Genomic DNA, 11,855 nt, shown 5'->3' with positions numbered 1-11,855 from the left:
GAAGTTCAGGCGTTTGCGCTCGCCATGCGGCGAAGCACGCGCTTCGCCGTTGCGACCCCTGAACGTACTGCTGATTCCAGCGTTGCCGGATAGTCCGAGTCAAGATAGTCGCCGGCCAGCCACAGCCCGGGCACCGGTGTTTGTGCGCCGGGGCGCATCAAACCCGGGCGGCAGGCGAAGGTGGCGCGCTTTTCGGTAATGATCTGCGACCATTCCGGAGCGGGCAGGCGACGGCCGAGTTCCTGTTCGAGCTGCGCATGCACGGCCAGTAGCAGATCTTCGCGCGACAGCGATTCGTACGGTCCGTGTGCGCTGATCACGCACGCAAGGAGTCCGGTCGGGCCGCCAAGCTGCCCGCGATCGAAGGCCCATTGTGCCGGCCCCTGCGCGAGCCCGATCATCGGGAAGGGAAGATGCACTGTATTGCCCAGTGCGAGGTACACCGTGGTGATCGGCTCGCTCGGCAGCGCACCGATCATCGCGGCCAGCCGATCGCAGTCGCCGACCGAGGCGAGCAGCACGCCGGCATGGTGCGGTGCGGTCGCAAGCACCACCTGCGCATAGACCTGTTTCGGCGCCGGATCGCCCTCCAGCCGGAAGCCGCCCGCAACGCGGTGGATCCCTTCGATCGGCGTGCCCGTGCGCAACTTGCCGCGGCGCACCGCGAGGAAACGCGCTGCCGGCACCGGAAAGAGCTCCGACAGATCGACACGCGGGATCAGCAGTTCGCTGGCCGCCGCGCCCGCGGCGAGACTGTCCCGAAGCACATTGGCAAAGATCTGCGCGGAGGCTTCGGCAATCGGCGTATTCAGCGCGGCAACGCACAGTGGCTCCCAGACCAACCTGACGAGGTTCGGGGTCTGCCGCGTTTCGCGTAGCAAAGCGTCGACGCTCTGATCCGAGTCGACGCGGAAACGACGCTTCTTGAGCACCCGCATCAGTCGCACCATAGCCAGGCGGTCACCCCAGCTCAGGCCGCTCGCCCGCAACAGGCCGATCGCAAGGTGGAAGGGCGCCGGGATTCTCGCGGCCTGCAGGTGCAGATGCCTCGGGGTGTGCAGCGTCAGTGGCAAATGCGCCAGCTCCTTCGGCGAACCGCCCGTGAGGCGCAACAGGCGCATCAGTTCGGTATAGGCGCCCAGCAGAATGTGCTGACCGTTATCGACCCGCCAACCGTCTTTCGCCACTACCCGCGCTCGCCCGCCCAGTGTGTGCGAGCGTTCGAACAAGGTGACCGGCACGCGCCGCCGCGCGAGTTCCACCGCGCAAGCAAGGCCCGCATAGCCGGCGCCGATGATCGCGACGGACTGTGTCACTGGCTGCGGACCTTCGCGAGGCCGCAGCTGCTCATGCGCGAACCCATGTCGTTCCGGCGATCCAGAGCTTGCGCACCGGCGTCAGTGAGGTGCGCCGGTCCAGCACCTGGAAGCCGTCGTTCGCGATTTCCTTCAGCAGCGTGCGATAGATCGCCGCCATCACCAGGCCGGGGCGCTGGCTCTTGCGGTCAGCGGCAGGCAGCTGCGCGAAGGCCTGGTCGTAATACTGCTGCGCGCGCTCGGCCTGAAATGCCATTAGCTGACGGAAGTTGTCGTCGTAGCGCGCCTCCATGATCTGGCTCGCCGGGACCTTGAAACGCTGCAGATCATCAATCGGCAGATAGATGCGCCCGCGCCGCGCGTCTTCGCCGACGTCGCGGATGATGTTGGTGAGCTGGAAGGCCATGCCGAGGTCGTGTGCGTACTTCAATGTCTGGCGATCCTGATAGCCGAAGATCTCCGCCGCGAGCAGGCCGACTACGCTGGCGACGCGGTAGCAGTACAGCTGCAGACCCTTGAAGTCGAGATAGCGGCTCTGTGTGAGATCCATCTCCATGCCGTCGATGATCTCGATCAGCTGTTCGAGCGGCAGATTGAAGCGCCCAATCACGTCCTTCAATGCCATCCCGACCGGATGTGCGGGGTCACCGGAATAGGCTCGCGACACTTCCTTGCGCCACCAGTCGAGTTTGGTCTGCGCAAGCGACACGTCGTGGCATTCGTCAACCACGTCGTCGACCTCGCGGCAGAAGGCGTACAGCGCAGTGATTGCCGCGCGCCGCTCGGGCGGCAGAAACATGAAGCTGTAGTAGAAGCTGGAGCCGCTCTTAGCAGCCTTGTCCTGGCAGTATTCGTGCGGATTCATTTCATTCCTTGGTAACGCATGGCGCGCCAGGCGAGCAGCGGCCAGTCGGTCTTGTTCAGGACGGGGCGATGGCGAAACACGTCGTAATCCGCAGCTTCGATGCGCTCGAGGATGCGCAGTCCGCCGAGCACCATCAGGCGCAGTTCCCAGCCGATGCGGCCGGGCAGGCGGCGGGCGAGCGGGGCGCCTTCCAGCATCATCGCCCGCGCACGTTTCACCTGGAAGTCCATCAGCGCGCGCCACGCATTGTCACAATTCCGGGCGTCGAGATGCGCTTCGCCAACACCGAAGCGTGCCATGTCATCGGCCGGTAGGTAGATGCGGTGTTTCTGCCAGTCGATCGCGACGTCCTGCCAGAAATTGATCAACTGCAGACTGGTACAGATCAGGTCCGAACGGCGCATGTTGTCGGGCGTCGTGGCATCGTACAGGTGCAGCAGCAGGCGCCCGACCGGGTTGGCCGATCGCCGGCAGTAGTCGCCGAGCTCCGCGAAATCGGCGTAGCGCGTCTTGCCGACATCCTGGCTGAACGCGTCAAGCAGGTCACGGAAGTACTGCAGCGGCAGCCGGTGTGCGCTGATATTGCGCCCCAGACGGGCAAAGATCGGCGCCAGCGACGCGTCGCGCGGCACATCGCCGCGTTCGATGGCGTTGAGTTCGTTGCGGTAGTCGTTGAGGCGCGCCAGCCTTATCAGCGCCGGTGCATCGCCTTCGTCGGCAATGTCATCGGCGCTGCGCGCGAAGGCGTATATCGCCTCCACCGGCTCGCGCAGGCGAGCCGGCAGCAACAGCGAGGCGACAGGAAAGTTTTCGTAGTGGTCGACGGGCATGATCGAAGCGCCGGGAGTATACGCGATGCGGTGCGTCGGTCCCGCTCGTCGATAGGAGGGGGCGAGCAAAACGTCAGGAAACGTGTTCGCCGGATATTCCCTGTGGGGGGGGCTCGGTTGCGTTGTCATCGGGTCTGACGACGTATTCCACTACCTGGTTGCGACCGCTTCGCTTGGCTTCATAGCACGCGGCGTCGGCGGCGATGAGAATCTCCGACGGGTCGATCTGGCTACCGTCGATATACGTCATGCCGATACTGGCGCCGATCGAGAAACTGCGGTCCTGGTACTCGAACTCGAACGCGGCGATCCCCTCGCGCAGATGTTCGGCAAGGCGTAGTGCATCGACTCGACTACAGGCTCGCAGGATCAGCGCAAATTCGTCACCGCCGATGCGGCAGACGATGTCCTGCTCGCGTACGCGCTGCTGGATGAGTAGCGCAATGCGCATCAGCAGATCGTCGCCAGCGGCGTGTCCGCAGGTGTCGTTCACGATCTTGAAGCGGTCCAGGTCGATGAAGCACAGTGCTCCGTGGTCACCGGCCCGGCGTGACGCAGCCACACACTCCTCCAGTTTTTGTTCGAACACGCGGCGGTTGGGCAGGCCGGTCAGGGGGTCGTGCTGCGCCTGATAGGCGAGTAGGGCGGTTGCATCATCAATGCGTGTTTGCAGCGTGCGCTGGTTATCCGAGATCGCACGTGCCATGGTATTGAAACCGTGTTCGAGGGCTGCCAGTTCCTTGCTGGTCGCGTGCTCGGGAATCGCGACGTCAAGAACGCCGGCCGCCATCTGTTCGACGCCCTGTACCAGGCCCGCGACCGGCCGGGACACCGAGCGGGCCAGTCGCACCGCGATAAGTCCTGTCACCGCGAGACCGGCAACAACCAGTAGCAAGGAGGCGCCGATGATTGCGTTCTTTTCGCGCGCGGACGGACGCGTGTCGAGTTCGACATGAACCCAACCTATCGTTCGCGTGCCCTCCTGCGGGCTGGCGGCCGTACCGGCCTGGAATTCGTCCTCGATGTTGATGCTCGCCGACACGATCGGGGCGATCACTGCGAATATCTCCGGTGCGGTGTCAGGCACCTCTCCCTGATGCACGGTGTGCAGCACTTCGGGTTCGAGTACCGTGAAGCGCCCCTTGCTGGCGAGCAGCACCCCCTGCTCGTTATAGATCGCTCCGGCACTCACCTCGCGCTGGTCCATTGCGGCCTCAAGCAACGACGCGAGAGTGGCCCGGTTGCCGGCGATCACTCCATACTCCGCTGCCGGCGCGAGAAAGCTGACGATGGCGTTACCGTGGTCGTGCAGCGCCTGGTCGAGCGTGCGGGTACCGCGGTAGAGTACGAGCGCCGTCACGAGCGTCGCCAGCAGTGCCGCGGGCAGCAGCGCAACCAGCAGCAGGCGGTTGTGAAGGGAGATACGGGCGAGACGCCTCATGGCTGTCTCCGCTTGTCGACCATGTCTGCCAGCAGTGCGCTGTCCGGAAGTGGAACCATCAGCGAGCGCGCAACGTGCTGATTGACGCCAACACTGAAGTAGCGCGGTGTATCTGCCGTTGGTAGTTCGATACGCACGGGCGTCTGGGATCCGACGAGCCACTCTGCCACCTGCCGGGCGATATCAGCCGGGGCGCTGTATACCGCTGCAATTGCGCCAGCGGTGACGTAGGCCTGTGAGTAGCCGATCAAGGGTCTGCGGTAGCGGTAGGTCGTGAGCAGGATTGGCCGCGCGGTACTGGCACTGTAGGCGACGGGGTCAGGCACAGCCAGAATGACGTCCGAGCTCTCAAGCAGACGTTCGAGCGCCGGAAGCAAGCCGTCGGTGTCGTCAATTTGTTCGAAGTTGAGCGTCAGCCCCCTCTTGACACCGGCGTCGAGCAGGGCGGGACGCATCGCGACCGACTGCGGACCAAGCAATACGCCGACACGGGTCGCCTTCGGCAGCGTTGCATGAATCAGGCGCATGTGGCGCGCCAGCGGTTGATCGAGCACGATTCCGCCGAGTTTCGTCCGCGGATGGCGCATCTGCAGCGCGCGCAGATTCTGGCTCGAAATCAGCACCGCCAGGATCGGCACGCTGCTGCGTGCAGCCAGCAGGTCGGCGGCTTCGGCACCCACCGCAATGACCACGTCCGCGCGCTTGAGCGCTGCGTCATCAAGCGCCTCGCCAGCCGAACCCGCGTCAACCAGGTGAACCGACGCGGACGTAGCCAGAGTGGCGCCGAGCGCCTCGAAGAAGGCAGACTGGATGTCGTTTCGCTTCGACAGCACGACTGCGGCTTCGATGGCACCGGCGCTGACTGGCAGGCTTAACAGCGCCGTCCACAGCAGGCACGCGAAGAACCACGAAATTCGTTTCACCATGTCGGAGTCAGTGTGTGCCCACAGGCGGAACGAAGAAAAAATATAGAGTGGTTAATCGCAAGATGATTCCGCTTCGGCGCGCCGACCGTAAGGGCTGCGCAATGAGAATGCCGGGAGACCAATCGGCGACAATCCCCGGTGATCGGATTATTCTCGCAAAATGCATGGTGGCTCCCGTATCGCGGAAGCTTTCCACTTATGCCGCCGTGAGTCAATCCGAAGTTGCCTATCATAAGCACAGGGGATTTTGCCGGGGGAACTTTACCTTGGGCGCGGAAGCCAGACTGGCGTTGGTTTACCCCTGCCGCAGCGTTGAATTTTCCGCCCCGCGGTCGCGTCTGAGCAGATGTTTTCAAATCCGGGAGGCCATTGCGCGTGTTGGACATCGTCGGGCTGACGAAGGGCTACGAGGGCGGTGCGGGGCACCCACTGTTTACCGGTGTGTCGCTGCACCTGGAGCGGGGCGAATGCATCGCGATCATGGGCGAATCCGGCGTAGGGAAGTCGACCCTGCTCAACTGCATTGCCGGTCTGGAGCCCGTCGATGAAGGCAGTATCCGCCTCGCCGGTGCCGAACTGACAACGCTCGACGACAATGCATTTGCGCGATTGCGGCGCCAGCACTACGGTTTCGTGTTCCAGGCATTCCATATCCTGCCGCATCTCACGGTTGTTCAGAACGTCGCCTTACCACTGTGGCTGCTCGATCGGCCCGGCAGGGAAGCAGAAAACCTTGCCCGCGCGATGCTCGATCGTGTCGGGCTGCTCGCGCGCGCCGACGACTGGCCCCGACATCTCTCCGGCGGGGAATTGCAGCGAATCGCGATCGCACGCGCGCTGGTGCACCGACCTACACTGGTCCTCGCAGATGAACCGACCGGAAACCTCGACCCGGAACGCGCCATCGGGGTGCTCGATTTGTTGCTTGAATGCATCCGCGATGCGGGCGCGGTTGGAATCATCGTTACCCATTCGCGTGCCGCCGCCGCACGTGCCGACAGGATTCTGCGTCTCTCTGCGCATGGACTCGATACGGAGGTTTCCCGCCCGTGAGCGCGGCGCTGCGTCACGTATTCCTCGCCAGCCTGCGCCGGCGCCGGTTGGCGACCGCGCTGTCGCTGTTTGCGATTGCGCTGGGCGTGGCGCTCGGCCTCGCGGTACAGCTGATTCACGGGGCGGCACTCGACGAATTCGGACGCGGAATGCGCCTGCTCGCAGGAGAAGCTGACCTGCAGGTGTTCGGCCCGCGTGCCGGGTTCGATGACGCGGTATATGCAGAGATTGCTGCGCAGGCTGAAGTCGCCGATGCCAGTCCGGTGCTCGAGATCGACGCGCGCCTACCCGGGCGGGACATCTCCTTGCGCATTTTCGGTATCGACATGTTTCGTGCCGCGCATGTGCATCCGGCGCTGATGCCACAGGTCGACACCGCCGCGCGGGAAACCGGGCCGCTGGCGGCACTGGCCGCCGATGCGCTGTTTCTCAGTCCGGCGGCACGCACCGCGCTGGGCATTGCGCCGGGCGAGATGCTCGCGGTGCAGTCAGGTACGCACGCACTGCCGCTGCGTATCGCCGGAACGGTCCCGGCTGCGGGCCTGGGGCAGGAACTCGGCGTGATGGACATTGCGGCCGCGCAGCTGCTGTTCGGGCGCATCGGACGCATCTCGCGCATCGACCTGCGGCTCAAGTCCGGGATCGATAGGGATGCCGCGAGACGATCGCTCGCCGCCTTGTTGCCCGCCGGCGTCGAAGTGCTCACGCCGGAAACGGCCGAAGCGCAGACAAGCGCGTTGTCACAGGCCTATCGGGTGAACCTGACGATGCTCGCCATCATCGCATTGCTAACGGGGGGCTTTCTCGTCTTTTCGACGCAACTGCTCGCGGTCGCGAGGCGGCGGCAGGAGCTGGCATTCCTGCGCGCCTTGGGTCTCGACCGAGCGGCGCTGATACGTGGCTTGCTCGCCGAGGGTGCCGTAGTCGGCCTTACCGGGGGCTTGCTCGGTATCGTGCTCGCATATGGGCTTGCGGGCCTGGCGTTCAACTATGTTGGCGGCGACCTTGGTGCAGGCTACTTCCGGGGACTGCGACCGGCACTGCGTTTTGATCTGCGTCCCAGCGTGGCTTACGTGCTCCTCGGTGTGCTTGCGGGCGTGGCAGGGGCGTGGCTGCCGGCACGGGAAGCGGCGCGCATGAACCCCGCGCGCGCACTGCGCGCCGGTGACGAGGCGGAAGTATTCCAGTCACGCCCGCGCGCGTATCTCACCCCGGCGTGTCTGGCGCTTGCCACCTTGCTCTGTTTTCTTCCGCCTCTCGGCGGCGTGCCGATTTTCGGCTATGCAGCGGTGGCGTTCCTGCTTGCGGGAGCGGTGCTTGCGTTGCCGACTCTCGTCCAGTTGTCGATGGGTTTTCTTGACGGCACACGGGATGTCTTGTGGATGCTCGCCCGGGCACGTCTTGCCGCCGCCCCAGGGCAAGCCGTCGTCGCGGCGGCAGGCGTGGTGGCCAGCGTCGCGCTGGCCGTTGCGATGGCCATCATGGTCAGTTCGTTCCGCCACTCGGTAGACGGTTGGCTCGAATCAATCCTGCCCGCCGATCTGTACCTGAGTGCATCGCCCGCAGCCACCAGTGGCTTCCTGGCGCCGGAAATGCAGGAACAAGTGGCGAGCCTGCCCGGCATCGCGGCGATACGACCGGTGCGCTTCGACACGCTCCGGCTCGACACGGAACGGTTTCCCGTGACCTTGATCGCCCGCCCCGTCGATGGTGGTGCGGCCTTGCCACTGGTTGGTGCAACGGTTACCGCGGATTCACCGGATGCCGCGCCGTCGGCCTGGATATCGGAGGCCATGGCGGACCTCTTCGCGGTGAAGGTGGGTGACGTCCTGCAACTGCCCATTTCAGGGCGGCGCGTGGCGTTTCACGTCGCCGGCATCTGGCGCGACTACGCCCGCCAACATGGTGCGGTGGTGATCGAACTTGCCGATTACCGTGCCCTGACCGGAGACTTCAACGCAAATGACCTCGCGATCTGGCTCGCGGACGGTGCTGAGCCGGATACCGTGGCCCAGGCGATCCGTAACGCACTCGGAGACGACACAATCAAGATCGCGTCACCTGGGGATATCCGCGCGATAAGTCTGGCGATCTTCGACCGCACATTTCTTGTCACCTATCTGATGGAAGCGGTCGCCATCCTAATCGGGCTGTTCGGTGTCAGTACCAGTTTCGCAGGACTCGCCACGGCGCGGCGCAAGGAATTCGGCATGCTGCGCCATCTCGGTCTGACGAGGGGCGAGATCGGGCGGCTACTGACGGTCGAAGGGGCACTGACGGCGGCCGTGGGAACCGCAGTGGGTATGGTGGCCGGAGGCGCCATCGCGCTGGTGCTGGTCGAGGTCATCAATCGTCAGAGCTTTCACTGGAGCATGGACATCCGGCTACCGCTTGCGGGTTTGGTGATCTTTGCCGGTGCGCTGGTGCTGCTGGCGGCGCTCGCGGCAAGACTGTCGGGGCATCAGGCGATGCGCCAGTCGGCGGTACTCGCGGTGCGGGAGGATTGGTGATGCGGGAGCGACCCTTCTGGGCGTCCGTGCTGTTCATGCTGGGTCTAGCGTCCGCCCCGGCGGTGACGAGCGCCGGGCCGGACTATCCGCCGGTCCGCGAAGGGGGGCAGATCGTATTTCCCACCGATACCGGCGCACACCCTGATTACCGTACCGAGTGGTGGTATGTCACCGGCTGGGTAAGCGACGAGCAGGGCGTCGAGCGCGGATTCCAGGTAACGTTTTTTCGCGTGCGGACAGGTATCGGGGACGACAATCCCAGTCGCTTCGCCCCGCGCCAGCTGATCCTCGCCCACGCCGCGGTCGCAGATCCGGCCGAGGGGCGCCTGCTGCATGCGGAACGCAGTGAACGCGCGCTCCATCCGCTCGCCGGCGCAGCCACGGGGCGCACCCGGGCCTGGACGGCGGACTGGTCGATCGAGTGGGACGGCGCTCGTTACCATAGTGACGTCGAAGCCGAATCCTTCGCCTTCGATCTGCATTTCGATCCCGCAGGACGTCGCCCCGTCCTCAATGGCGAGAACGGCTTCAGCCGGAAGGCCCCGGACCCGAAGCACGCCAGCTACTACTACAGCCGCCCGCAACTCGCTGTCAGCGGCACGCTGCGCCTGCGCGGAAACACTCACCAGGTCAAGGGCCGCGCCTGGCTCGATCACGAATGGTCGAGCGAGACCATGCCGCCAGGCGCGCGCGGTTGGGACTGGATGGGCATCAATCTGCATGATGGTGGTTCGCTGATGGCTTTCCGCATGCGCGACGACCAGGGGGGCGCCATGTGGTCCGCCGGTACGCTTCAGTCGGGTAGCGGAGCGCCGGCAGCGCTGCGCCCCGAGCAGGTCAGCTTCGTTCCCGGGCGGCGCTGGCGATCGCCGCGCACCGGCGCGGAATACCCCGTCGAATGGGAAATCCGGGTGGATGATCGGCGGCTGCGTTTGCAGCCGCTGATGGACGATCAGGAACTCGACAGCCGTCGCTCGACCGGCGCCGTGTATTGGGAAGGCGCAGTCCGGCTCCTGGAAGGCGGGCGAGAGATCGGGCGGGGTTATCTCGAAATGACCGGTTACGCCGAACGACTGCAAATGTGAAGGCCGCGTGTATAATCCGCCCGCTGCCGCAACGGTGGCCACCTGCAACGCGGGTGAGGATGGGCCCAGGTGGCGGAATTGGTAGACGCACCAGATTTAGGTTCTGGCGCCGCGAGGCGTGGGGGTTCGAGTCCCTTCCTGGGCACCAAGCTAATGGCGATTCTGGAAGATCGCTGCGACATGGGCGCAAGGCGCCCGCCAGCGCGCGGGGCCATTGGCCCGCTCCGGTGTCAGACAGTGGCGAGCCCGTCCTGCACGGGCCCACGAGAGTGTCCGAACGGTAGTCTCGGCCTTGACATGTCCTGGTTTGCAGGGATTTCGTAATGACTAATGCACAGTGGTTCCTGCTTGTCGGCGGATTGTTGCTGGCAATGGGCTTGACCTCCTCGACGCTCAAGCGCCTGCCGGTGACTTCGGCGATCATTTACTTGGCAGTCGGTTTGCTCGTCGGGCCGACCGTGCTAAACCTGTTTCATTTCAATCCGCTCAAGGAGTCGGCGCTCCTTGAAGTGCTGACCGAGGCGGCGGTGCTGATTTCGCTGTATGCCGCGGGCGTCAAGATGCCGGTGCCGGTCAGTATTGCCCGCTGGCGCGCGCCGATCCTGCTGGCGTTCGTGTCGATGACCGTCACGGTAGGCATGGTGGCAGCCTTCGCGTATTTTCTGCTCGAGCTTCCGCTGGGTGCGGCGATCCTGTTGGGTGCAATCGTTGCCCCCACCGATCCGGTGTTGGCAACCGATGTGCAGATTCGCCACCCCGGCGACCGCGACCGCTTGCGTTTCACCCTGACTTGCGAAGCAGGCATGAACGACGGTAGCGCTTTTCCCTTCGTGATGCTCGGTCTTGGGCTGCTCGGTCTGCACGAGATTGGCGATTTCGGCCTGCGCTGGGCGATGGTGGACGTGCTGTGGGCAACGGCGGCGGGCATCGCGCTTGGCGTAGCCTGCGGTGCGGCACTTGCGCATCTCGGTTATCGCCTGCGCAACAAGGCGTCCGGGCATGACCTGATGGATGATTTCCTCGGACTCGGACTGATCGGCGTGGTCTATGGAGTCAGCGTGATGATCAGCGCGTGGGGTTTCCTCGCAGTGTTCTTTGCCGCCGTCGCGCTGCGCCAGACCGAGCGCAAGCTCGCCGGTGCGGGGCCGGACGTGCTGGATCGCCTGCAGTCAAACGGCGAACAGGCCGACCCCGGTGCGCTCCAACAAGCTCACGCGTCCGCCGCCACGGTCAGTGAAGGCTCGCTGGTGTTCAAGGAGCACATCGAACGGCTCTCGGAGCTAGTGCTGATTCTGCTGATCGGCGGGACGCTGTTTATCGACTCGTGGAGCTGGCGCGCGATTTGGCTTGCCCTGTTCCTGTTCATGGTGGCACGCCCTGTCAGCGTCCTCATCGGACTGGTCGGCACGCGCACGCCATGGACGATCCGCGGTCTGACAGGCTGGTTCGGCGTGCGCGGGATCGGGTCGCTGTACTACCTGATGTATGCAATCCAGCACGGCCTTCCGGAGAAGATCGCGCTGGAATTGATTCACATGACGCTGATCGTTGTCACGCTGTCGATCGTTTTCCACGGCACCAGCGTCAAGCCGCTCATGGAGCGGTTCTGGAGCGTGCGCTGATCACTTGTACCGCTTGAACACCGCGCGCGCGTCTAGGTGCGCACGCTCCAATGTGCAGATCGACGGATCGTCGTCGTGGCCGCTGAAGAAATCGTCGGCCTGGGCACGCATTACCATGCGGATCGCGGAATCATCGTCGAGCCCGTATTTCTCGGTAATCAGCGTGGTTACCTCGTCGAGGTGTTCCTCGTACGTCATGCTGTCTTT

General features: G+C 64.4%; 10 protein-coding genes and 1 tRNA gene. 5 read left to right on the top strand and 6 right to left on the bottom strand.

All coding sequences use genetic code 11. From position 1 onward, the window contains the following. Positions 1-5: 5 nt before the first annotated feature. The 5 genes from hpnE to GPA25_RS10180 form a co-directional block, all read right to left on the bottom strand. Positions 6-1,316, bottom strand: coding sequence for a hydroxysqualene dehydroxylase HpnE (gene hpnE, locus GPA25_RS10200; RefSeq protein ID WP_169260270.1), 1,311 nt, complete (start codon positions 1,314-1,316; stop codon positions 6-8). A gap of 31 nt (positions 1,317-1,347) precedes the next feature. Beyond that, the gene (hpnD, locus tag GPA25_RS10195; protein WP_169260269.1) at positions 1,348-2,181 is read right to left on the bottom strand and encodes a presqualene diphosphate synthase HpnD; all 834 of its coding nucleotides are present in this window, start codon (positions 2,179-2,181) and stop codon (positions 1,348-1,350) included. Beyond that, the gene (gene hpnC, locus GPA25_RS10190; RefSeq protein WP_169260268.1) at positions 2,178-3,011 is read right to left on the bottom strand and encodes a squalene synthase HpnC; all 834 of its coding nucleotides are present in this window, start codon (positions 3,009-3,011) and stop codon (positions 2,178-2,180) included. The genes hpnD and hpnC overlap by 4 nt, the downstream gene beginning before the upstream one ends. A gap of 73 nt (positions 3,012-3,084) precedes the next feature. Beyond that, a complete protein-coding gene (locus GPA25_RS10185) occupies positions 3,085-4,452 on the bottom strand; it encodes a sensor domain-containing diguanylate cyclase (protein ID WP_169260267.1) in 1,368 nt (455 codons plus the stop codon). Next, positions 4,449-5,378 (bottom strand): ABC transporter substrate-binding protein, encoded by a 930-nt coding sequence (locus GPA25_RS10180; RefSeq protein ID WP_169260266.1) that lies wholly within the window; start codon positions 5,376-5,378, stop codon positions 4,449-4,451. Before GPA25_RS10180 ends, GPA25_RS10185 begins: the two co-directional genes overlap by 4 nt. 375 nt (positions 5,379-5,753) lie before the next feature. Here GPA25_RS10180 and GPA25_RS10175 point away from each other — a divergent pair, with 375 nt between their 5' ends. From GPA25_RS10175 to GPA25_RS10155, 5 genes are all read left to right on the top strand, one after another. Continuing rightward, a complete protein-coding gene (locus tag GPA25_RS10175) occupies positions 5,754-6,431 on the top strand; it encodes an ABC transporter ATP-binding protein (RefSeq protein ID WP_169260265.1) in 678 nt (225 codons plus the stop codon). Continuing rightward, on the top strand, positions 6,428-8,941 hold the full coding sequence (locus tag GPA25_RS10170) for an FtsX-like permease family protein (protein ID WP_169260264.1): 2,514 nt from the start codon (positions 6,428-6,430) through the stop codon (positions 8,939-8,941). Before GPA25_RS10175 ends, GPA25_RS10170 begins: the two co-directional genes overlap by 4 nt. Continuing rightward, positions 8,941-10,026, top strand: a complete 1,086-nt coding sequence (locus tag GPA25_RS10165) for a lipocalin-like domain-containing protein (protein ID WP_169260263.1) — start codon at positions 8,941-8,943, stop codon at positions 10,024-10,026. Before GPA25_RS10170 ends, GPA25_RS10165 begins: the two co-directional genes overlap by 1 nt. Before the next feature lie 63 nt (positions 10,027-10,089). Next, positions 10,090-10,174: transfer RNA gene (locus GPA25_RS10160), tRNA-Leu, on the top strand. Between the two features lie 175 nt (positions 10,175-10,349). Continuing rightward, entirely contained in the window at positions 10,350-11,648 is a 1,299-nt protein-coding gene (locus GPA25_RS10155; RefSeq protein WP_169260262.1) for a cation:proton antiporter, read from the top strand. On the opposite strand, the gene GPA25_RS10150 is transcribed toward GPA25_RS10155, so the two are convergent. Next, the gene (locus GPA25_RS10150; RefSeq protein WP_169260327.1) at positions 11,649-11,846 is read right to left on the bottom strand and encodes a hypothetical protein; all 198 of its coding nucleotides are present in this window, start codon (positions 11,844-11,846) and stop codon (positions 11,649-11,651) included. It abuts the gene before it with no gap. Positions 11,847-11,855: the final 9 nt, after the last annotated feature.

Source organism: Aromatoleum diolicum (assembly GCF_012910955.1).
GTDB classification, from domain to species: Bacteria; Pseudomonadota; Gammaproteobacteria; order Burkholderiales; family Rhodocyclaceae; genus Aromatoleum; species Aromatoleum diolicum.
Note: the sequence above shows the minus strand (reverse complement) of the source record. Positions and strands in the feature narration are given on the sequence as shown.

Bases quoted from the DNA above. Each gene is read 5' to 3' on its own strand.
- GPA25_RS10155 (WP_169260262.1), top strand. From the start codon at position 10,350: ATGACTAATGCACAGTGGTTCCTGCTTGTCGGCGGATTGTTGCTGGCA.
- GPA25_RS10165 (WP_169260263.1), top strand. From the start codon at position 8,941: ATGCGGGAGCGACCCTTCTGGGCGTCCGTGCTGTTCATGCTGGGTCTA.
- GPA25_RS10150 (WP_169260327.1), bottom strand. From the start codon at position 11,846: ATGACGTACGAGGAACACCTCGACGAGGTAACCACGCTGATTACCGAG.
- GPA25_RS10185 (WP_169260267.1), bottom strand. From the start codon at position 4,452: ATGAGGCGTCTCGCCCGTATCTCCCTTCACAACCGCCTGCTGCTGGTT.
- hpnD (WP_169260269.1), bottom strand. From the start codon at position 2,181: ATGAATCCGCACGAATACTGCCAGGACAAGGCTGCTAAGAGCGGCTCC.
- hpnC (WP_169260268.1), bottom strand. From the start codon at position 3,011: ATGCCCGTCGACCACTACGAAAACTTTCCTGTCGCCTCGCTGTTGCTG.
- GPA25_RS10180 (WP_169260266.1), bottom strand. From the start codon at position 5,378: ATGGTGAAACGAATTTCGTGGTTCTTCGCGTGCCTGCTGTGGACGGCG.